At 66.6% G+C, this 20,904-nt stretch carries 21 protein-coding genes; 12 read left to right on the top strand and 9 right to left on the bottom strand.

From position 1 onward, the window contains the following. Positions 1-4: 4 nt before the first annotated feature. On the bottom strand, positions 5-2,074 hold the full coding sequence (locus ACFRAQ_RS20195; protein WP_379101674.1) for a neutral/alkaline ceramidase: 2,070 nt from the start codon (positions 2,072-2,074) through the stop codon (positions 5-7). A 303-nt stretch (positions 2,075-2,377) separates the two neighbouring features. Between ACFRAQ_RS20195 and ACFRAQ_RS20190 the strand changes: the two genes are divergently transcribed. Together ACFRAQ_RS20190 and ACFRAQ_RS20185 are read left to right on the top strand one after the other, a co-directional pair. Next, positions 2,378-3,211 (top strand): DUF559 domain-containing protein, encoded by an 834-nt coding sequence (locus ACFRAQ_RS20190; protein ID WP_379101672.1) that lies wholly within the window; start codon positions 2,378-2,380, stop codon positions 3,209-3,211. Positions 3,212-3,404: 193 nt separating this feature from the next. Beyond that, a complete protein-coding gene (locus ACFRAQ_RS20185; protein ID WP_379101670.1) occupies positions 3,405-3,764 on the top strand; it encodes a hypothetical protein in 360 nt (119 codons plus the stop codon). 4 nt (positions 3,765-3,768) lie between these two features. On the opposite strand, the gene ACFRAQ_RS20180 is transcribed toward ACFRAQ_RS20185, so the two are convergent. Beyond that, on the bottom strand, positions 3,769-4,647 hold the full coding sequence (locus ACFRAQ_RS20180) for an alpha/beta fold hydrolase (protein WP_379101668.1): 879 nt from the start codon (positions 4,645-4,647) through the stop codon (positions 3,769-3,771). A 106-nt stretch (positions 4,648-4,753) separates the two neighbouring features. Here ACFRAQ_RS20180 and ACFRAQ_RS20175 point away from each other — a divergent pair, with 106 nt between their 5' ends. Both ACFRAQ_RS20175 and ACFRAQ_RS20170 read left to right on the top strand, forming a co-directional pair. After that, a complete protein-coding gene (locus tag ACFRAQ_RS20175) occupies positions 4,754-5,638 on the top strand; it encodes an HNH endonuclease (protein WP_379101666.1) in 885 nt (294 codons plus the stop codon). Position 5,639: 1 nt separating this feature from the next. Next, the gene (locus ACFRAQ_RS20170; RefSeq protein WP_379101663.1) at positions 5,640-6,737 is read left to right on the top strand and encodes a Shedu immune nuclease family protein; all 1,098 of its coding nucleotides are present in this window, start codon (positions 5,640-5,642) and stop codon (positions 6,735-6,737) included. Positions 6,738-6,758: 21 nt separating this feature from the next. On the opposite strand, the gene ACFRAQ_RS20165 is transcribed toward ACFRAQ_RS20170, so the two are convergent. Then, on the bottom strand, positions 6,759-7,382 hold the full coding sequence (locus ACFRAQ_RS20165) for a TetR/AcrR family transcriptional regulator (protein WP_379101661.1): 624 nt from the start codon (positions 7,380-7,382) through the stop codon (positions 6,759-6,761). Between the two features lie 123 nt (positions 7,383-7,505). Between ACFRAQ_RS20165 and ACFRAQ_RS20160 the strand changes: the two genes are divergently transcribed. Next, complete coding sequence (locus ACFRAQ_RS20160) at positions 7,506-8,276, top strand: SDR family NAD(P)-dependent oxidoreductase (protein WP_379101658.1); 771 nt, start codon at positions 7,506-7,508, stop codon at positions 8,274-8,276. A 174-nt stretch (positions 8,277-8,450) separates the two neighbouring features. After that, positions 8,451-8,759: a hypothetical protein gene (locus ACFRAQ_RS20155; RefSeq protein ID WP_379101656.1), complete on the top strand. Its 309-nt coding sequence runs from the start codon at positions 8,451-8,453 to the stop codon at positions 8,757-8,759. Between the two features lie 76 nt (positions 8,760-8,835). On the opposite strand, the gene ACFRAQ_RS20150 is transcribed toward ACFRAQ_RS20155, so the two are convergent. After that, on the bottom strand, positions 8,836-9,471 hold the full coding sequence (locus tag ACFRAQ_RS20150) for a TetR/AcrR family transcriptional regulator (protein WP_379101654.1): 636 nt from the start codon (positions 9,469-9,471) through the stop codon (positions 8,836-8,838). Positions 9,472-9,519: 48 nt separating this feature from the next. On the opposite strand from ACFRAQ_RS20150, the gene ACFRAQ_RS20145 reads away from it, so the two are divergent. Together ACFRAQ_RS20145 and ACFRAQ_RS20140 are read left to right on the top strand one after the other, a co-directional pair. After that, positions 9,520-10,071, top strand: coding sequence for an ester cyclase (locus tag ACFRAQ_RS20145; protein WP_379101652.1), 552 nt, complete (start codon positions 9,520-9,522; stop codon positions 10,069-10,071). Beyond that, a complete protein-coding gene (locus tag ACFRAQ_RS20140; RefSeq protein WP_379101650.1) occupies positions 10,068-10,511 on the top strand; it encodes an SRPBCC family protein in 444 nt (147 codons plus the stop codon). Before ACFRAQ_RS20145 ends, ACFRAQ_RS20140 begins: the two co-directional genes overlap by 4 nt. 97 nt (positions 10,512-10,608) lie before the next feature. Here ACFRAQ_RS20140 and ilvC read toward each other — a convergent pair whose 3' ends face one another. The 3 genes from ilvC to ACFRAQ_RS20125 all read right to left on the bottom strand — a co-directional run bounded on the left by ilvC (position 10,609) and on the right by ACFRAQ_RS20125 (position 14,142). Further along, positions 10,609-11,610 (bottom strand): ketol-acid reductoisomerase, encoded by a 1,002-nt coding sequence (gene ilvC, locus ACFRAQ_RS20135; RefSeq protein WP_213561376.1) that lies wholly within the window; start codon positions 11,608-11,610, stop codon positions 10,609-10,611. Between the two features lie 73 nt (positions 11,611-11,683). After that, entirely contained in the window at positions 11,684-12,187 is a 504-nt protein-coding gene (gene ilvN / locus ACFRAQ_RS20130; protein ID WP_040860049.1) for an acetolactate synthase small subunit, read from the bottom strand. Beyond that, entirely contained in the window at positions 12,184-14,142 is a 1,959-nt protein-coding gene (locus ACFRAQ_RS20125; RefSeq protein ID WP_357279268.1) for an acetolactate synthase large subunit, read from the bottom strand. The genes ilvN and ACFRAQ_RS20125 overlap by 4 nt, the downstream gene beginning before the upstream one ends. 318 nt (positions 14,143-14,460) lie before the next feature. Between ACFRAQ_RS20125 and ACFRAQ_RS20120 the strand changes: the two genes are divergently transcribed. The 3 genes from ACFRAQ_RS20120 (at position 14,461) to ACFRAQ_RS20110 (ending at position 17,298) form a co-directional block, all read left to right on the top strand. Continuing rightward, positions 14,461-14,961 carry a PH domain-containing protein gene (locus ACFRAQ_RS20120; RefSeq protein ID WP_379101646.1) on the top strand — a complete coding sequence of 167 codons (501 nt, stop codon included), beginning with the start codon at positions 14,461-14,463 and terminating at the stop codon, positions 14,959-14,961. 158 nt (positions 14,962-15,119) lie between these two features. Continuing rightward, positions 15,120-16,961 carry a dihydroxy-acid dehydratase gene (gene ilvD, locus ACFRAQ_RS20115; protein WP_379101644.1) on the top strand — a complete coding sequence of 614 codons (1,842 nt, stop codon included), beginning with the start codon at positions 15,120-15,122 and terminating at the stop codon, positions 16,959-16,961. A 16-nt stretch (positions 16,962-16,977) separates the two neighbouring features. Then, positions 16,978-17,298 (top strand): hypothetical protein, encoded by a 321-nt coding sequence (locus tag ACFRAQ_RS20110; protein ID WP_379101642.1) that lies wholly within the window; start codon positions 16,978-16,980, stop codon positions 17,296-17,298. Positions 17,299-17,451: 153 nt separating this feature from the next. On the opposite strand, the gene ACFRAQ_RS20105 is transcribed toward ACFRAQ_RS20110, so the two are convergent. Beyond that, the gene (locus ACFRAQ_RS20105) at positions 17,452-18,456 is read right to left on the bottom strand and encodes a DoxX family protein (RefSeq protein ID WP_379101640.1); all 1,005 of its coding nucleotides are present in this window, start codon (positions 18,454-18,456) and stop codon (positions 17,452-17,454) included. Positions 18,457-18,654: 198 nt separating this feature from the next. On the opposite strand from ACFRAQ_RS20105, the gene ACFRAQ_RS20100 reads away from it, so the two are divergent. Continuing rightward, complete coding sequence (locus ACFRAQ_RS20100; RefSeq protein WP_379102186.1) at positions 18,655-19,779, top strand: PQQ-dependent sugar dehydrogenase; 1,125 nt, start codon at positions 18,655-18,657, stop codon at positions 19,777-19,779. A 104-nt stretch (positions 19,780-19,883) separates the two neighbouring features. On the opposite strand, the gene ACFRAQ_RS20095 is transcribed toward ACFRAQ_RS20100, so the two are convergent. Beyond that, positions 19,884-20,714 (bottom strand): MerR family transcriptional regulator, encoded by an 831-nt coding sequence (locus tag ACFRAQ_RS20095; protein ID WP_379101638.1) that lies wholly within the window; start codon positions 20,712-20,714, stop codon positions 19,884-19,886. Positions 20,715-20,904: the final 190 nt, after the last annotated feature.

Genomic DNA, 20,904 nt, shown 5'->3' with positions numbered 1-20,904 from the left:
CGGCTCAGCCGATCACGAATTCCGCTGTTGTGCCAGTGAATTCATGGTTGACGCCGGCGCCGTCGCGGCTGTCACCGGTGTACTGGATGCGGTAGCGGCCCGCGGGCGCGCTGTCGGGCACCGTCCACTGGATGGCGATGGTGGAGGCGGTGTCCTGGCCGGCCGGGCGGGACCAGTGCAGCTCGGTGCACCAGTCGTTGTCGTCGTAGACGCGCCGCCAGTCGTCGCCGCTGCCCCGCTGGATCTCGAAGTAGGTGCCGTCGAGCCGGAAGTCGTTGTTCGGGTGGGCTCCGACGAACTCCACCGAAACCGTCTGTCCCGCCGCGTAGTTCGCCTGCGGCTGGGTCAGCACGTCGCCGTAGGCACGACCGGCATGCGGGGTGTCGGCGGGGACCGGGACGAGCAGGTTGGGCTGCAATCCGAAGGCCCAGTCCAGCGGCGCGGGTCCGCGTCCGAGGTCGACGCGCGCCGCCAAAGCCTTTGCCAGCCGGTCGAATTCCTGCATGTGCGCCGACAGCGTCCACCGTCCGAACAGCGTCTCGCCGCCCTCGTACTGCTGGCTGGCGTACTCCTCCGGCGTGGTCACGTACCCGCAGTACCCGTTGGCGTAACCCTGCAGCAGCACGTTCTCCAGCGGAACGTTGAGCGCCCGCGCCACCAGCCGCCGGATCCGCAGCCCCGACACGACGGTGTACTCCGCGGGCCCCGACGCAAGCACCAGATCGCCGATCCGCATCAACTGCAGCGGCACCACCTGCGGCACCCACGGCCGCGGCGGCAGCACGCCGAGCGGCGCGAGGATCAGCTTGGGCGACTGCACATCCCGCATCCAGTCCTCGATCGGCGAGTTCAATCCGCCGAGCGCCGCCACCATCGGGTTGGCGTCACCTTCTTGCAGGAACGACAGCTGCGAATTCCAGTTGTCCTCGGTACTGGTCGCCATCGCCGCGGCGCCCATCATGGCGGGCGCGGTACGGGCGGGCTTCCCGTCCGGGGTGTACGCGCCGTCGATCGCGGTGTCCGACAGGTCCACGTAATGCAGCACCGAGTCGACGCCGGTGCTGCTCATCGGCGCCGCGGCGTCGAAAGCCTTCCGCCCCGCCTGATACTGACGCTCGCCGATCATCGCGCAGTTGGTGCGATTGTCCTCGGTGGGCCCCGACGGGTGCATCTTCTTGATCCACAAATTCGGCGTCATATCGCCGGCATTGGTCTGCGGGAACGCCGCCACGAATGCGGGCGGCCCATCCAGATGCCGCACCCCCATCTCGTCGTGCTCCCAGCGATAGCTGGCGTACCCCTTGTTGTCCTGCGAGATCAACGTGTTCCGGTCGGTCATCGAGGTCCCGTGCGTGGCGAACCAGGTGATCGCCCCGACATCCTTGCCACCCTGCCGGAACTTCAACACCGTGAGCTGCGGGTCGATGGCATCCGGGAACGCTGCCTTATCCTCGGCCGGATTGTCCTCGAACGCCCCCCGAGACCGGTTCACGCTCGCGTCATGCAACTCCCCGCGCCCGAGCATGATCGCCCCCGGCGCCAAATTCTCGTGCGCGTTGACGATCGCCTTGACGATCCCGCTCACCTCGGCCTCATACGAGTTCTGCTGAAACCCCATGGCCGCTAGCGAATACGCGTACTCCCGCGCGGTCCCACCACAAGAGTTGTGATTGTGCGTCGCATTGAGGTTGACGTTCCGCTCGGTGTACAACCCACCGAACCGCTGCTGCAACTGCTGCATCACCACCAGATGCACCGACTGGAACAAACAGGCATTGTCCGTATTGACGAACACCACCCGATCCCCTGTCGCCTGATCCACCACGACATAGGCGCGCGCATAACACCGCGACAACAGCCCCGTGGTGATCTGATCAGCCTCCGAATACCCCATCATCCCCTGGCCCGCAGGCGCACCGGTGATGTCAGCGATCCCCACGCCAACCAGATAACCCGCCCCAGCTTCCCGATGCTTGATGGGCTGCGCCCCAACAATATTCGCACCGAACGCCACACTGGCCCCGACGCCACCAACAGCAGCGCCAGCCAACACAGCCCGCCGGGACAGACTCATAAGACCCTCACAATCCTCACCGCGCCACCACGACCCAGCCGCTCGACGCCAAAGAGTGAACCTGTTCCATTTCAGGTTGCCCGAAGACTAGTCGGTCACTTGACCAATTTCTAGCCATCCGTCCAGAATCGCCCCCGCCACCCTATCCGCCGCAGCCCCACCTCGCCCCTCATACGCGCCGATACCGCCAGGTCACCGCCAGTCCGCCCGGCATTCTTCACACCCTCAGGGTTGTCCACAGCTCGCGGTGTTCGCCCAGTTGGAGGTGGACCGTCACCTCACCAGCTCTGCCACGCTCGGATAGTGATCCGCACCCGCGCCGAACTCCGAGCCGACGGCATACCCGACAGCACCATCGACTATCGCTGCCGCCAGGGCACTTCGACCCGACTGCTTCCCGGGATCTACTGCGCCGTCGAGCCGACCACCCTCGTGAAATGCCACGCGGTGATCAGTTGGCTCCCGTCCGCCGTCCTGAGCCACCGCACCGCGGCCTGGCTGGCCGGAATGCTCCCCGAACCGCCTCAGATCGAGGCGACCGCTCCGACCACCATCCGCCGAAAGACACCACCTTGGTTGCATCTCTACCGCCGTGACCTCCGGCCGGACTGGGTCGACCTCACAGCCGACCTTCCGGTGACGTCCGTTGCCCGCACTCTGCTGGATTGCCTCCGGGTCCTCTCGAAGTCCGAAGCCGAGGCTTTGATCGACAATCACGCCGGTCATACTGTGCGACCACAGGATCTGCTCGACCTCTGTTCGGGCTTGCACGGCTCGCCTGCCTTGCGCGCGCACCTCAGAGCCGCCGCAGCAGGCTTCGCCTCGGAACCGGAACGGATTTTCGGCCGCGCCATGCTCGAGCGCAATATCCGTCTACTCCAGAACCATCCAGTCGGCCAGTACACGTGCGACTTCGTGGATGAACGCTCGTCCACCATCGTCGAGATCGACGGACGCGAGTTCCATTCGAGCCCGGCAGCGTTCCGACATGATCGCCGTCGGCAGAACGCTCTCGCCCTCGAGGGGTGGTTCATCCTTCGGTACGCCGCGGCCGACGTCTTCCAACGTCTGGATGCGTGCGCGGACGAAGCAGCTGCGGCGATCCGCCACCGCCGCCGAACCCGCTGGCACCCCTGACTGTCCTATCCCTCCAAAACACCCCTCCCTTAGTCAGTTTCCTGGCCGGCAGCCACCCGTTTTGGAGCCGGAGGCCAACCACACCTCCAAGCAATCGTTAAGCCACCCTCAAGGTCACCACGATCAACTACCTCTGCGGAGCACTTCCGTTCCAGCACAAATCAATTGATATCGAGCCGCAAAGGTGAAAAGCATGGGACCGACGTCCGCAGTCAGAATCGCACTCGCAGCCGCCGCGACCGCGACCGCGGCAACCGGCATGGCCGCGCCGGCGCACGCCGACCTCTATCCGAACGCCTGCCTATACGTGGACAACCAGTTGGCCGGCACCGCCTACATCACCGTCCACAGCAGCATTCTCGGCGATGTCGACTGGGACATCAGCCCTTACACGTTGTCCTCCTTGAACTACAACGACAACCCCATCGCGACCGCCACCGGCGGATGGAACATCAGCTACACCCCCGGCAGCGCACAAACCTCCTGGCGCTACGAGCCCGGCTGGGCCCCTGCGTCGGGCTGCAATGGCTCCTGGGTGTTCACCATCAGCTAGCTGCCTACTCGGTCTCGGCCGCCAACGCGATCAACCGCGCCCGCACCAGATCGGGCCGCTCGTCGACGACGAAATGCCCGCACCTGTCCACCAATTCGAGCGTGTAGTCGTCCGCCTTGGTTGTCTCCGCCGCGGCCAGCGAATAGTGCACCGCCGCATCGTCTTTCCCGAACAGCGCCCGCACCGGCACCGATGCCCGCCGGCGCTCCGGATTCCGTATCGACGCAGGCACCTCCCGCAACAGGAACGTCCGATACGTATCCCGCGCAGCCCGCGCAACCCGCGGATCCTTGAACCGATCCGCGAAGATCGCAATCGTCTCCGGATCGAACCGACCCTCCCCCTTGGCAGCCGCCCCGAAAAGGGCCTCCAAGAACCGCGTCCGCTGCTGCAACGGCACCCCCACACTCGCCATCAACGGCTGATACGCCAACAGCCGCCAGAACTGCCGAGCCACCACACCAGCCGGCGCCCACGGATGCGCCATATTGCAGACCAGGAACCCCCGAAACCGCTCAGGCTCCCGCAGAATCATCCGAAACCCGACGAACCCACCCCAGTCATGCCCGACCAGCAGTGTCTTCCCCTCCAACCCGAGCGCATCCATCAGCGCAAACAAATCACTCGCCACATCATCCTTGGCCCACCGATGCCCCGCGGCCCCCGACCACCCGTACCCCGGCAGATCCGGCGCAATCACCCGCATCCCCACCGGCGGATTCCCCAACAGATCCCGGTACACATAGTGATGCTGCGGCCACCCATGCAACGCCAACACCGGCTCCCCCTCCCCAGCCTCCGTCACGTGGAATCGAGCACCCCGCGCTTCCACATAGCTTCGACGAACACCCGGGATTACCGGCGGATCCTGATCAGCAGTCATAACCCACGCTAGCGCCCTCAGATCAACTGCACCACAGGCAAACTGCAACAGACACGGTCGCGCAAACAAGATCGACAAGCTGCACCACCGGTGGCATGCTCTCAGCATGAGTATCGGGGCGGAGAAGATCCTCAGGGGACAGATCATCGAGCATCTCAAGGGGATCGTCAGCGCATCGGGAACCGTGACGCGCGAACAACTTTGGGACTTCGATCTCGATGGAACAACGCACCGGCTGATCGATCGAAGTCGCGGCATCCGCAACCCGAGGGATATGCAGGCCACGCTATCGATCATGTCCGCACCTGACGGCCCCTATACCGATCAAGACCTTGACGGGTCATTGTTCGCCTATGCCTATCGAGAGGGCACCGTCGATGGCGACAATGCGAAGCTACGCCGGGCATACGAGCTCGAGCTGCCCATCATCCTGCTTCGCAGGCTATCCCCGGGCGTCTATGTTCCTATCTGCCCGGTCTACGTCGTGGAGGACGATACGGAAAAGCGGCAGTTCCTGATCGCACTCGACGCCGACCTACTGAACATCGCACAACCATCGAGTCCCACCCCACTCGAGCGGAAGTACGTCAGCCAGATTACGAAGCGTCGACTACACCAGCCGGAATTCCGCGCACGGGTACTCCTCGCCTACAAGTCGCGATGCGCTGTCTGCCGCCTGGACCATGGGCGTTTGCTGGACGCGGCGCACATCATTCCCGATCCGGACGAGGACGGTACTCCAACTGTCGATAACGGCCTGAGTCTGTGCAAGATCCACCATGGTGCCTACGACACAGCACTGCTCGGGATCGACCCGAACTATCGCATTCACATCAGTCCTCAGCTGCTCGGGTCGAACGAAAGCCCCGTCATCCAGTACGGGTTTCAACAGCTGAACGGCGGAGAAATCGCCTTACCGACCCGCACCTCAGACCGGCCCGACACTGACCGGCTACGCATTCGCTTCGAACGCTTCCAGGAGGCGTGCTGACATGGCACGAGTGCTCCGCCTGACACCGGGCCAGCAGCGGATCGAGGCACATGACGTAGACAAAGGCGTTGACTGCGAGCACAAGAAGGTCACCGATGACGGTGGAGACACTCTGCTCCACCTGTCGACCTTCGGCTCCAAGAATCGGGAGTCTCATCGCAAGAGCAGCCAATCCCTGCAGTTCGACGCCGGGATCGCCGCCGAGCTGGTGGACATTCTCCGAGACACGTTCGGCGATGATGCTCTGCAGCTGAACCTGCAGCCGCGGCTGGATGTCGCTTTCCCTGCGGGCGGAACCACAGCGGATGTTCGGTCGCTCGCGCACCTCTATCGAAAGAACCCCGAGGTATTTCGAGCACTGATCAGCAGCGACGACACGGCCGCCGATGTGGTTGCGTTGGCCAACCGTAGGAAACAAGTCGAGACTTTCAGCCGACTGATGACGGATGACGACTATTTCGATGCAGTGCGGAAGACGAACTTTCCGAATCAGGGATGCGAAGCGGTCTGGCAGGATTTCTTCGAAAGGAATCCCTGGATCTTCGGCGTCTCGCTCTCGGGTCAGTTGTTGACCTCGTGGAGTCCGGACAAGCTGGAGCAGGTGGTCGCCGGCCACTCGATCGCGTCGGTCGGAAAACGCACCGATGCACTGCTCCGGACTTCCGGCCGTATCCAGTCAATGGTTTTCGCCGAGATCAAAACGCACCGGAAAGAACTGCTCGAACCAGTCCGGGAGCCCTACCGCTCCGGGTGCTGGGCTCCGTCATTCGAATTGTCCGGCGGCGTGGTCCAGATCCAAGGAACAGTTCATCGCGCGGTGACACAGATCGGCGAGCGACTGAACGATACTGCCGCGGATGGCAGTGACATCCCTGGCAAGTTCACCTATCTATTGCGCCCGCGGTCGTATCTGGTCATCGGCAATCTCGCGAGTCTGTACGGCGAGAGCGGCGGCGAGAATCAGGACAAGGTGCGTTCTTTCGAGCTCTACCGCCGCGAACTGGTCCAACCCGAAGTCGTTACATTCGACGAGCTTTTGGCTCGGGCCGAATGGACGATCGAATCCGCCATGACCGACTCCGAAGCCGACAGCCGCTGACCCTCAGCGTGAGAGGCCGTTTCAGACGCTGATACCGCCCGCGAGGGCGCCGAGCGAACGTACCGCCAAGTCTGCCGGAGAGCCCGGGCCGGTGGCCGGGGCGTTGTCGGATGCCCACTGTTCCACGGCAATTCGGATGGCACCCGCTGCGGCGGCCGCAAGGAGGCGGAGCTGCAAAGGGTCCGCGGTAGGACCGGCCAAATCGGTGAGGACGCGGAGTAGGTCGCGTTCGCCTTCCAGGTTGATGCGGTGCCAGAGGGTGCGGAGGGCTGGGTCGTCGTCCATGGCGTGGATGAGGCCGCGGGTGGTTTCCAGGTCTTCGAGGGCGCCGTCGAAGGTGAGGGAGGTTTGGATGGCCGCTTCCAGTTCGGAGAGGGTGGGGAGGCGGCGGGGGCCGGCGGCTACCAGCTCGAGCCAGCGTTGGGCGCCGGTGGCCAGGAGGGGTTCTACCGCTTCCTCCTTGGTGCGGGCGTAGCGGTAGAAGGTGCGCAGGGCCACGCCCGATTCGGAGGCGATCTGCTCCGCCGTCACCTCGGAGGTTCCGTGTTCCGCGAACAACCGCGCGGCGGTTCGGGCTATGTCCATGCGGGTTTCTTGTTTGCGGCGTTCGGCGAGGGTGGGGCGGAGTATGGGGTGGGCGGACATTTTCACCTCCTTTGGGTGGGCTGGTTGAACCAATCCTAGTCGACGGGATGCCAGTCTGGCATGGCGTGCCACATAGGCGTAACGTGTCTTGTAGAGGCTGGAACATAGCTAAGGAGAGTCGCAATGGAGCGTTTTGACGGGCGTCGAGTAGTGATCACCGGGGCTGGGTCGGGGATTGGGCGGGCTACCGTGCACCGGATCCTGGCCGAGGGTGGGCAGGTTGTGGGGGCTGACGTCAATGAGGCGGGGCTGGCGGAGACTGCCAAGCAGGCGGCGGAGAACGGGAATGGGGATCGGCTTACGACCCTGACCGTGGATATCTCGGATGAGGCGTCGGTGAAAGCTGGGGTGGCTGCCGCTACCGAGGCGCTCGGCGGGATCGATGCGCTGATCAATGCGGCGGGGATTCTGCGGTCGGCGCATACGCATGAGCAGCCGGTCGAGGATTTCAACAAGATTATCGCCATCAATCTGACGGGCACCTTCTTGATGATCAAGGAGTCGCTGCCGCAGTTGCTGGCTTCGGACAAGGGTGTGATCGTCAACTTCACCTCTACGTCCGCGTTCTTCGCGCACCCGTACATGTCCGCGTATGCGGCGTCCAAGGGCGGGATCATGTCGATGACGCACGCGCTGGCCGCGGAATACTCCAAGCAGGGGCTGCGTGTGGTCGCTGTTGCGCCGGGGTCGATTTCGAGCGATATGACCAGCGGCCGGGGGCCGGGTCTGCCCGCGGACGCCGATCTGAGCCTGTTCATGAAGCTGGCGCCGGGTATCGGGCAGGGCTTCGCGTCGCCGGACACGGTGGCCGGTGTGGTGGCCATGCTGGCGTCGGATGACGGTGCGTTCATCACCGGTACCGAGATCCGGATCGACGGCGGCACGCACTACTGATCCACTGCCACAGTCGAATTGCGAACGGCCCCGCGGGAGGAATCCTGCGGGGCCGTTGCCGTGCAATGAGTTTCAGGGTGTCTCGGGGTGAATGTCATACAGAAGGACCATTCGGCCCTGAATTCACAGGAAAAGCATTCCCCGCGCGGAGGTTACTGGGGCATTGTGCAGATCATGAAGCAGACATTTCTACGCCGGACGGCGGCCCGCGTGGCCGTCGCCGGTGCTATTGCTGTGATTCCTCTTGCGGCTGTGACGATTCCGGCGAGCGCCGAGGTGCCCGTCGACAGCGCGCCCGCCGACGTCGCCTGGCCGCACCAGCAGAACAACCCCTGGTGGGATCGGGACCGCGGTCACGACCGGGATCGGGATCGGGACGCCTGGTGGCGCGATCGCGATCGCGACGACTGGAACCGCCCCCACCGCCACGACAACGACTGCTGGTGGCGGCACATGCTGCCGGGCAGCTTCGGCAGCTGGTAACCACGCTCGCGCGGCCCTCCTTCCCGCGCGAACGGCGAAGGCCCGCCACGGGATTCCCCGGCGGGCCTTCGCGCATTCAGGTCAGGGCTGCCGTAATAGCGCGCGCGGTCCACTGCGCGTAGCGATCCAACGACCAGCCGCGGGCGAGGACCAGCAGTTCGTAGAACTCCACGGCGATGGAGGTCCACAGGACGTCGCGGACTTCGTCGAGGTCGAGCCCGTCGCGCAGCTGCCCGGTATCCAGCAGATGGCGCCCGAACATGGTCATGCCCGCGAGCCGCTCGTCGAGCAGCTTCTGCCAGACCTCCACCAGCGCGTCATCGGTGTGCCGCCCGTCGCGAATGAGGATCTGGACCTTCGCGGAGCGCTGCTGACGCAGGGCCAGGCCGTCGATATAGAGCTCGATCTTGCGCCGCACGTCGGGTTCGGCCAGCGCGTTCTGGACGGACGAACGCTGCGCGACCGGCACTTCTTCGTCGTCGCCCCCGATCACGAAGTCGAAAACCGCCTTGGCCAGTGCGGCTTTGGTGCCGAACGCCTTGTAGACGAACTCCGCCGAGACCCCCGCCAGACGCGCGACCGCCGCGATCGACGTCGCACGGAAACCGTCCCGCTCGAACAGCTCCTGCGCCGCCACCACGACCGCCCGCCGACGCCCTCGTGCCTGGTCCCGGCGTCGGGAGGCGTCGTATGACCTCTTGACTTCGTTCATCACCCGTCCGATACTTTAGATACAGTCTAACTGTATCCATTTGGGGCAATGATGAACGCCAACTTCACGGCCGTATCCAGCGACCCGAAATCCACTGCGATCCGCAGCATCCACACCATGGCGCGCGGCAGCCGCGCAGACTTCGACGAGGTCATCGCCGAGGACGGCTTCACCCGGGAACGCCGGGCCGCGCCGCCGGCGGCGAAGGGAAACGGGCCCGCGGCCTTCTACGAACTGGCGCGGTGGCTGCGGGCCGCATTCGAGGGTTTGTCGTACGAGATCCACCACGCCGTCACCGACGGCGATCTCGTCACGGTCAACTCGACCATGCGCGGTCGCCACACCGGCGCCATCGTCTTCCACACCGCGGACGGCCGGGTCGACACCGTCTTCCCGGCCACCGGCAAGCCCTTCGCGATCACCCAATCCCATTGGTTCCGAATCGACAACGGCAAGATCGCCGAGCACTGGGCGAATCGTGACGACCTCGGGATGGCACAGCAGCTCGGCTGGGTCCCCCCGAACCCCGTCTACCTGATCCGGATGGCGTGCGCGAAACGCCATGCCCGGCACCAACTACGACGAATGGCACGCCCATGACCACCCGAACCATCCACGGCGAGGCCCTGTTTCCGCTCGGGCCGGAGCAGACCTGGGATCTCGTCTTCGGTGACGAGATGAAGCACTTGGTCGAGTTGTCCGACTCGATCGCGGCGGTCGAGCACTACGAGATGCGGGCCGACGGCACTCCCCGCTACGTGATGGTGACCAAGGTCGGCCCCGGCGCCATCCGCAGTACCTCCGACTACACCGTGTACGAACGACCCTGCCGCTCGGTCAACGCGGTGCTCGACAGTCCCTTCGGGGGCCGGTACGAGATCGACTTCCACCCCGAGGGACAGAACACCCGGGTCGCCTACCGCTGGCACATCGAACCGACCGCCACGTTCGCGAGAATCCTGCTGCCGGTCATCGCACCGCTGCTGGCCCGATCCCTGCGCGTGGATCTGGAGAAGGTCGCGCGCCGCGCCGCCGCGTGACGCCGGCGTGCCCAACCGGGGAGGGAGCAGCCGGACACGACGACGAAAGGGCCCGGCATCCGAATCGGATGCCGGGCCCTTTCGAGTACCTGAAACCTTACGCGGTTTCGGTGATCGGGCGGTCGACCCAGCTCATCAGGCTGCGCAGCTGCGCGCCGGTGACCTCGATCGGGTGCTCGGCGTTGGCCTTGCGCAGACCCTCGAGCTCCTTGTTGCCACCCTCGACGTTGGCGACCAGGCGCTTGACGAAGGTGCCGTCCTGGATGTCGGTCAGGATCGCCTTCATGCGCTCCTTGGTGCCGGCGTCGATGACGCGCGGGCCCGACAGGTAGCCACCGAACTCGGCGGTGTCGGAGACCGAGTAGTTCATGCGGGCGATGCCGCCCTCGTACATCAGGTCGACGATCAGCTTGAGCTCGTGCAGGACCTCGAAGTAGGCCATCTCCGGCGCGTAACCGGCCTCGACCATGACCTCGAAACCGGTCTTGACCAGTTCCTCGGTGCCACCGCAGAGCACGGCCTGCTCACCGAAGAGGTCGGTCTCGGTCTCTTCCTTGAAGGTGGTCTTGATGACGCCCGCGCGGGTGCCGCCGATGCCCTTGGCGTAGGACAGGGCCAGCGCCTGACCGGTGCCGGTCGGGTCCTGGTCGATGGCGATCAGGGCCGGAACGCCCTTGCCGTCGGCGAACTGGCGACGCACCAGGTGGCCGGGGCCCTTGGGGGCGACCATGCCGACGGTGACGTTGGCCGGAGCCTTGATCAGACCGAAGTGGATGTTCAGGCCGTGGCCGAAGAACAGCGCGTCGCCGTCCTTCAGGTGCGGCTCGATGTCATTGGTGAAGATGGAGGCCTGCGCGGTGTCGGGCGCGAGCACCATGATCACGTCGGCCCACTCGGAGACCTCGGCGGGGGTGCCGACGGTCAGGCCGGCCTCTTCGGCCTTGGCACGGGACTTCGAGCCCTCCTTGAGGCCGATGCGCACGTCGACGCCGGAGTCGCGCAGGCTCAGCGAGTGGGCGTGGCCCTGGCTGCCGTAGCCGATCACGGCGACCTTCTTGCCCTGGATGATCGACAGATCGGCATCGTCGTCGTAGAACATCTCGACTGCCACAGTGGTTCCCTTCAGATTGTTTGGTTAGTGAGAAGTATCGGGCCAGCGGTTATCGCGGGCTTTATCGGGTCGCGGTGATGGACTTGGGTCCGCGGCCCACGGCGACAACGCCGGACTGCACGATCTCACGGATGCCGTACGGCTCCATCATGCGCAGCAGCGCGTCCAGCTTGGAGCGGGTGCCGGTGGCCTCGATGGTCAGCGCGTCGGGCGACACGTCGATCACCTTGGCGCGGAACAGGTTCACGGCCTCGATCACCTGGGTGCGCACACTCGCGTCGGCGCGCACCTTCACCAGGATCAGTTCACGGGCGACCGAGGAATCGGTGTCCTGCTCCACGATCTTGATGACATTGACCAGCTTGTTGAGCTGCTTGGTGACCTGCTCGAGCGGCAGGTCCTCCACGGTCACCACGATGGTCATGCGCGAGATCTCCGGGATCTCGGTGCCACCGACCGCGAGCGACTGGATATTGAAGCCACGCCGGGAGAACAGCGAGGCCACGCGGGCCAGCACGCCGGGCTTGTCCTCCACCAGCACGGAGAGGGTGTGGGTGGTGGTCATTCCTCGGTCCCCTTCTGGGAGGCGCGCTCGTGGGCGGCCAGCGAAGCCTTCTCGTGCGACATGGCCTCGTGGATGACGGCCGGCTCGGAAGCCTGCTCGTCGTCGTCGAACAGCGGGCGGATGCCGCGCGCGGCCATGATCTCGTCGTTCGACGTGCCGGCGGCGACCATCGGCCACACCTGCGCGTCCTTGCCGACGATGAAGTCGATCACCACGGGACGGTCGTTGATCGACTGCGCCTCGCGGATCGCGGCCTCCACGTCCTCTTCCTTCTCCACGCGAATACCGTGGCAGCCCAGCGCTTCCGCGAGCTTCACGAAGTCGGGGATGCGCAGGGTGTGGGTGCCCAGGTCGGTGTTGGAGTAGCGCTGCTCGTAGAACAGGGTCTGCCACTGGCGGACCATGCCCAGGTTGCCGTTGTTGATCAGCGCGACCTTGATCGGCACGCCCTCCACGGCACAGGTGGCCAGTTCCTGGTTGGTCATCTGGAAGCAGCCGTCACCGTCGATGGCCCAGACCTCGGAGTCCGGCATGCCCATCTTGGCGCCCATGGCCGCGGGCACCGCGTAACCCATGGTGCCCAGACCGCCCGAGTTCAGCCAGGTGCGCGGGTTCTCGTACTTGATGAACTGCGCGGCCCACATCTGGTGCTGGCCGACGCCGGCACAGTAGATCGCCTCGGGACCGGCCAGCTGACCCAGCTTCTCGATCACGAACTCCGGCGACAGCGAACCGTCCGACGGGGTCTTCCAGCCCAGCGGGTAGGCATCGCGGATACCGCTCAGGTAGCCCCACCACTCGGTCAGGTCCAGCAGCGGGGTCTTGCCGCCGGTGGCCGGATCGGCCTTCAGCGTCTCGATCAGCTCGGTGATGACCTCGCGGCAGTCACCCACGATCGGCACGTCCGCGTGGCGGTTCTTGCCGATCTCGGCGGGGTCGATGTCGGCGTGGATCACCTTGGCGCCGACCGCGAACGAGTCCAGCTGGCCGGTGACGCGGTCGTCGAAACGCGCGCCCAGGGTGATCAGCAGATCCGAACGCTGCAGCGCCGCAACGGCTCCCACGGTGCCGTGCATACCCGGCATACCCATGTTGAGGGTGTGGGTGTCGGGGAACGCGCCGCGCGCCATCAGGGTGGTGACCACCGGGATGCCGGTCAGCTCGGCCAGTTCGAGCAGCTCGGCCGAGGCGTCGGCCTTGATCACGCCGCCGCCGACGTAGAGCACCGGAGCCTTGGACTCCATGATCATGCGGGCGGCCTCGCGGACCTGCTTGCCGTGCGGCTTGGTGACCGGACGGTAGCCGGGCAGCTTCATCTCCGGCGGCCACGAGAACGTGGTCTGCGCCTGCAGCACGTCCTTCGGGATGTCGACCAGCACCGCGCCGGGACGGCCGGTGGAGGCGATGTGGAACGCCTCGGCGATCATCCGCGGGATGTCGATCGGGTCGGTGACCAGGAAGTTGTGCTTGGTGCACGCCATGGTGATGCCGGAGATGTCGGCTTCCTGGAAGGCGTCGGTGCCGATCAGCGAACGGCCGACCTGGCCGGTGATGGCGACCAGCGGCACCGAGTCCATCTGCGCGTCCGCGATCGGGGTGACCAGGTTGGTCGCGCCCGGACCGGACGTGGCCATGCACACACCCACCTTGCCGGTGGCCTGCGCGTAGCCGGTCGCGGCGTGACCCGCGCCCTGCTCGTGGCGGACCAGCACGTGGCGGACCTTCGTGGAATCGAAGAGCGGGTCGTAGACGGGAAGAATCGCACCGCCCGGAATGCCGAATACCGTGTCGACGTCCAGTTCCTCGAGCGAACGGACGACCGACTGCGCGCCGGTGACCCGCTCGGGCGGGACCTGGCGGCGGTTCGGGGTCGCGGCCGGAGCCGCGGTCGGCTGAGTGGCCGAAGGCGCCGGCTTGCGGGCCGAGGGCCCGGGCCGTGCGGTAGGTGCGCTCACCGTCTTGGTTCCTTACTGCTTGTCGTTCCAGTCGTGGACTTGCCTGAACACAAAAAAGCCCCCGACAGCCATGGGCTGTTCGAGGGTGGCGCGTCGCAGCTGCGAGCTGACGTAATGGACCTACAGTCGTCGGCTCAGCGCTGGACGCGCCGGCCGATTACGAGCAACTCGATTCGATTCACGCGCTCGACGGTATGCGCGCGCTACTCGTTCAGTCAAACAGCTGACCTATGGGGTCTCATTATGTGAGACAGTGCGGTTGTTCGGGTCCGTTCACCATGATGCGAGGATGTGGGTGTGTCCTCACAGCATCAGTCCGTGCCACCTGCTCGATCGTCCCACACGCCCGGTGCCGAATCGGACGCGGGTCGCGTGATCCGCATCCCCCGGCTCGCTCACCTCGGGGTGTTCATCCTGCTGTTCTCCGTGGCCTTCCCGTTCTTCGGGGCGCCCAAGGTGCTGTGGATCCTGTTCGCGATCCCGGCCGCGCTGGTGGTGTGGATCGAGCGGACCCGGACCACCGTCTCGGACAACGGCATCGACGCCCGCACCCTGTTCGGCTCCCGGCACATCGACTGGGCCGACGTGCGCGGGCTGGTCATCCCCAAGCGCGGGTACCTGCGGCTGCACCTGGCCGACGACACCGATGTGACCTTGCCCGCAGTCGGCTACAACCGGCTCGCCGACCTCGTGGACGCCTCGGGCGGGCGCATCCCGGACCCGTTCGCCCAGGAGCCGGAAGAAACCGACGAACCGGTCGAAGCGGACGAATCTCACACCGAAGGCACCGAGACCGAGGGCGAATCCGGCAAGTCCTAGGCGTTTCGAGGGTGCAGAGTTTCCACCGGCGGTAATCGGGGTCATGGGCCGGGAGTAACGTTGAGAGCCGCCGGAAGAACGTCGCGAGACCCGAATTCTCGTGTCGTGAACCACCGGACAGTCGCTCAACAGCCCCCTGCGACACGAACCGAGGACCAATGCCACCGCTTCGCTCACGCACCACCACCGTCGGACGCAATGCCGCGGGCGCTCGCTCGCTCTGGCGCGCGACCGGCCTCACCGACTCCGACTTCGGGAAGCCGATCGTCGCCATCGCGAACTCCTACACCCAGTTCGTACCCGGCCACGTGCACCTGAAGGACGTCGGCGAGATCGTGGCCGAGGCGGTGCGGGCGGCCGGTGGCGTCCCGCGCGAATTCCACACCATCGCCGTCGACGACGGCATCGCCATGGGTCACGGCGGCATGCTGTACTCGCTACCCTCGCGCGAGATCATCGCCGACTCGGTGGAGTACATGGCCAACGCCCACACCGCCGACGCGCTGGTCTGCATCTCCAACTGCGACAAGATCACCCCCGGCATGCTGAACGCCGCCATGCGGCTCAACATCCCGGCCGTGTTCGTCTCCGGCGGCCCGATGGAGGCCGGCAAGGCCGTGATCGTGGACGGCGTCGCGCAGGCCCCGACCGACCTGATCACCGCCATCTCCGCCAGCGCCTCGCAGGCCGTCAGCGACGAGGGCCTCAGCGAGGTCGAGCGCTCCGCCTGCCCGACCTGCGGCTCCTGCTCGGGCATGTTCACCGCCAACTCGATGAACTGCCTCACCGAGGCGCTGGGCCTGGCGCTGCCGGGCAACGGCTCCACCCTGGCCACCCACGAGGCCCGCCGCGCGCTGTTCCAGAAGGCCGGCAAGGTCATCGTGGACATCGCCACCCGCTGGTACCGCGACGACGACGCCTCGGTGCTGCCGCGGAACGTGGCCAACGCCAAGGCCTTCCGCAACGCCATGGCGCTGGACGTGGCCATGGGCGGTTCCACCAACACCGTGCTGCACACCCTGGCCGCCGCGCAGGAGGGTGAGATCGACTTCGATCTGCAGACCATCGACGAGATCTCGCGTCGCGTGCCCTGCCTGTCGAAGGTCTCCCCCAACTCCGACTACCACATGGAGGACGTGCACCGCGCCGGCGGCATCCCGGCCATCCTCGGCGAGCTGCGCCGCGGCGGGCTGCTGGAGACCGACGTGACCACCGTGCACACCGCCTCCTTCGACGAGTGGCTCGACACCTGGGACGTGCGCTCCGGCAAGGCGTCCGACGAGGCCGTGCAGCTGTTCCACGCCGCGCCCGGCGGGGTCCGCACCACCGAGCCGTTCTCCACCGCCAACCGCTGGTCCTCGCTGGACACCGACGCCGAGGGCGGCTGCATCCGCGACGTCCCGCACGCGTACACCGTCGAGGGCGGCCTGTGCGTACTGCGCGGCAATATCGCTCCCGACGGCGCGATCCTCAAGACCGCCGGCATCGACGAGGACCTGTTCACCTTCGAGGGCCCGGCCGTGGTGGTCGAGTCCCAGGAGGAAGCGGTCTCCAAGATCCTGGGCAAGGAGATCCAGCCCGGCGATGTGGTCGTGGTCCGCTACGAGGGTCCTCGCGGCGGTCCGGGCATGCAGGAGATGCTGCACCCCACGTCGTTCCTGAAGGGCGTGGGCCTGGGCAAGGTCTGCGCACTGATCACCGACGGCCGCTTCTCCGGCGGCACCTCCGGCCTGTCCATCGGCCACATGTCCCCGGAGGCCGCCGGCGGCGGATCCATCGGACTCATCGAGAACGGTGACCGCATCCGCATCGACGTGCACACCCGCGCGCTCGAATTGCTGGTTCCCGAAGACGTTCTCGCGGAGCGCCGCGTGAAGATGGAAGCCTCCGAGCGGCCGTGGCAGCCGGTGAACCGGGAGCGCCCGGTCACCACCGCGCTGCGCGCGTACGCCGCGCTCGCCACCTCCGCCGACAAGGGTGCCGTCCGGCGCGTGCCGTAATCGAGAAAGCAAGGGAATGACAATCGAATACATCGGCCAGGCCGAGACCGAATTCGTCGGCAAGGCCGAATCCATGCTGGCCGACTACACGGCGATGCTGCATCGCTCCGACGCCCGCAATGCCGAGGCCCGCGAATTGCTCGCCGACGCCGAGGCCCTGGCGGCCGAGGTGCGTGACCTCGACAATGCCGAGTTCATGGCGACTCCCGACGAGCAGGTTCGGATCGGGGCGCACCGGGCGCTGCTGCAGCGCGAGATCGACGCGAAGTCGAGCCGGGTGCTCCAGCTCCACCAGGAGACCTTCCAAGAGTGGGAAGCCTGGACCGCACGCCAGTGAGGCCGGGGGCAAGCCCCCACACACTCCTCGAGGAGATCCGCGGGGCCCCCGCCCCGCACCCCGGATACGAATCGGCCGGGCTCGATCCAGTGGATCGAGCCCGGCCGCTTGGTTTTTCGAGCCCATGGCCACGTCGTCCGCGGCCGCGGCCTATTACTTGAACGGGCCGATACCGGTGAGCGGGTTGCCGCCGTGCAGGTAGATGTAGACCAGGATGGCCGCGGCCATCGCCGCGACGAACGCGGCCAGGGAGCCCAGGAACGGGCGGGTGGACCAGGCGCGATTGCGGTCGATCGAGTAGCGGCCGGGACCGGTGAGGATGAGCGCGGTGGTGATGCCGACCAGGATCGAGTCGATCTCGACCGAGTTGGTCTTGGCCGAGTACTGGAAACCGGGCACCATGCCCTGCTTCCACATCCACGCGTCCAGGATCACCGCGAGCAGCGCGCCCGCGGCCAGCGGCGTGGCCAGGCCGATCACCACCAGCACGCCACCGCCGAGCTCGCCCGCGATGAGCATGGGCGCGGCCAGGTCGACATGCTTCCAGCCGCCCCCTTCCATGGAGGTCTTGATGCCGTCGAAGCCGGGTCCGTGGAACCAGCCGAAGGCCTTCTGCAGGCCGTGGTAGATGAACGTGCCGCCGATGACCAAGCGCAGCAAGAGGAGTCCGAGGTCCAGGGTGCCGCGGCGGTCGTCGCGACGGCGGCGGCCGTTGTTCTCCGGGGGCGCGGCCGGGGCCGGGGGGATGCTCGCGAAGGAGTAGGTCGAGGACGGCTCGGCGGTGCTGCTGTCGGCCGCGCCCGGGATGGCGTTCTTGACCTGTGAGTAGAGCGGGACGTCCAGATCGAGGCCGAGTTCCTCGTCGGTGCGCGGCAGATTCCGCTCGGTGCCGTGACCGACCTTCTGCGGCGTGATCTTCTCGGTCGCCTGGCCGCCGATCTGGCCGAGTTGTTCGGTGGCCGGGCCGGTCTGCTCGGCGGCCTGACCGAGGGGGTCGGCGGGCGGCGTGATCGTCTCGGTGGTCTGCACGCCGGACGGGGCGGCGAACTGCTCGGTCGGCGAGTCGAAGGGGCTGCGGACCGGTGCACCGGCTGGGCGCGGAGCTGCGGGCGTGGCGTCGCCCGCCGCGGCGGACGGCTCGTTCGGCTTGTTCGTCACCCGGGCCAGAGTATTAGCCGCAACCGTCCGGCACCCGGCAGAACGCGGGCGTGTCCGCTGTCCGATTCACGCCACGGTGGATTGTTTCGCCACGGCACGCCTTTTTGCGATACCCCGTCCGAGCGGTGACGGCAGGTTTTCCGTAACGTCTCCACCATGAGTCTGGTTGCCGCTGACCGTGTCGGGGTGGGTGCACGGATGGTCCGCGCGGGCGCCGGGCGGATCGTGCTGGGCATGACACTCGGCGCGGTGCTGCTGTCGGGGTGCGCGCGCTTCGACGATCGCGCCTCCAGCCCGTTCACCACCGAGCCGACCTGGCAGGACGCCGAGCCCAAGACCACCACCCCCAAGACGCCGCCGAGCAATGCCAAGCGTCCGGATCTGCCGTGCGTGGATCCCGATCTGGCCGTGGTGGTCTCGTGCCTGGACACCACCGGCGGTCTGGTCGCGCTGCCCGACGGCGGCAGCGCGCTGGTGACCGAACGCACCACCGGGCGCATCCTGAAGGTGGTCGCCACCGACGAGGGCGAGCCGCCCGCGCCGGTCGAGGTGGCGCGGCTGGACGTCGATCCCTCCGGGGACGGCGGGGTCACCGGCCTGGCGCTGTCGCCCACCTTCGACGAGGACGGCCTGTTCTACGCGTACGTGACGACGCCGAGCGACAACCGGGTGGTGCGCGTCTCCACCGACGGCGGCGCGCCCAAGCCAATCCTGACCGGAATTCCGAAGGGCGCCAACGGCAATCGCGGTTCCATCAGCTTCCTGCACGGTCGCATGCTGGTCCTGACCGGCGACGCGGGCAACCCGGTGCTCGCCGGGGACACCAGTTCGCTGGCCGGGAAGCTGCTCGGTATCACCGCCCCCGCGCCCGGCGCGGCCCCCGAGGTGATGGCGTCCGGGATCGGCGTGGCGGGCGGCGTGTGCGCGGACGGCAAGGATTCCATCTGGTTCACCGACCGCACCGCCACCGAGGACCGGCTGCAACGTATCGGCGCCGACGGCGTCGCGGTGAAGGCGTGGACCTGGTCCGATCATCCGGGCGTCGCGGGCTGCGCGGCCGCCACCGACGCGGTCGCCATCTCCATGACCAATCAGAAGGCGCTGGCCATCGCCGCGGCCGACAAGAACACCCACGCGGTGACCGCCACGCCGGCGCTGCTGGCGCAGGACAAGTACGGCCGCCTCGACGGCGCGGCGATCGGCGGCGACGGCAATATCTGGGCCGGCACCGTCAACAAGCCCGACGGCAATCCCAACCAGTACGACGACCGCGTCGTGCGCATCCCGCCCCCGTCCGGCAGTGGGAACGGCGGACCGGACTAGCCACCGAATCCAGTGCGGCGCACAGCGATTGCTGTGCGCCGCACTGTTTCGAGCACCTTCGGCCGAATCCCTGCCGGATCAGGCCGACGCGCGGGCGTGAGGGGTCACGGACGCGTGGCCCGCACGACCGGCATCTGCAGTTCGATGACCCATTCGGCGGACGCGGGATCGCCGGGGGCGTTGAGGTAGACCTCACGGATGGGTGCGTTGGGGGTGTATCCGTGTTCGTCGGCCCAGCGCCCCATCGCCTCGAAGGACACGCACAGGTCGGTGAGCCTGCCGCGGTGGGCGAGCGTGGCGGCGTGGGTGATCTCGGGCAGGCGCCGCAGGTCGAAGTCGGCGCCGGGGACAGACTCACCGGCGACCTGGTGCGCGACGTGCACGCGCAGACCTTCCTCGAGCTCTTCGTAATACACGACCGGCGCGCCGGTGATGGTGAGTCCGGACTCCGGAATCGCCTTGCCGAGACGGGCATACAGCCGCTCGATGATCGGGCCGACCGCGGCCTCACCGGATTCGGCTGCCACATCGCTCATTTCGGCGACCAGCGTGGCGGACAGTGCTTTCACGACGATTTCCTGCTCGGGCATGACGCCCTCCCTTTCGATACGCAGGAGCCTCGCCTCGACGCTCGCGAGCCGGGCGGTATCCGCGGCCACCTGATTGGCCAGCTGCGCGCGACGCAGTTGCAGTATGCCGTGCAACCGATCCGCGGACAGCTGCCCGTCGAGCATCTCGGCCACCTGATGCAAGGTGAAGCCGAGATCCTTCAACGCGACGATGCGGTTGAGCCGCGCGAGCTGATCGGCCGCATAGAACCGATAGCCCGAATACGGATCCACCTCGCACGGCGGCAGCAGTCCGATCTCGTCGTAATGGCGCAGCATTCGCACCGACACCGATCCGAACCTGGCGAAGTCTCCGATACTGAACATGACTCCTCCAGGTTCGAGCCTCACACGGTGTGAGGGTCAAGCTCATGATCGCTCAAAAGGCTCGGGGCGGGGGGGGGGGGGCGCGCGCCCCCCAGTAGAAATTGCACAGGGGGTGGTGCCCCCCCGCGGCCCCCCGTACCCCCCCCCCCCCCGAGACGAGAATGACCGAGGGGGGGTGCACCCGGGCGCC

Origin of the sequence: Nocardia sp. NPDC056611, assembly GCF_042792755.1 — a bacterium.
Lineage (GTDB): Bacteria > Actinomycetota > Actinomycetes > Mycobacteriales > Mycobacteriaceae > Nocardia.
The sequence above is the reverse complement of the archived record's forward strand: the minus strand, read 5'-3'. Positions and strand labels throughout refer to the sequence as shown.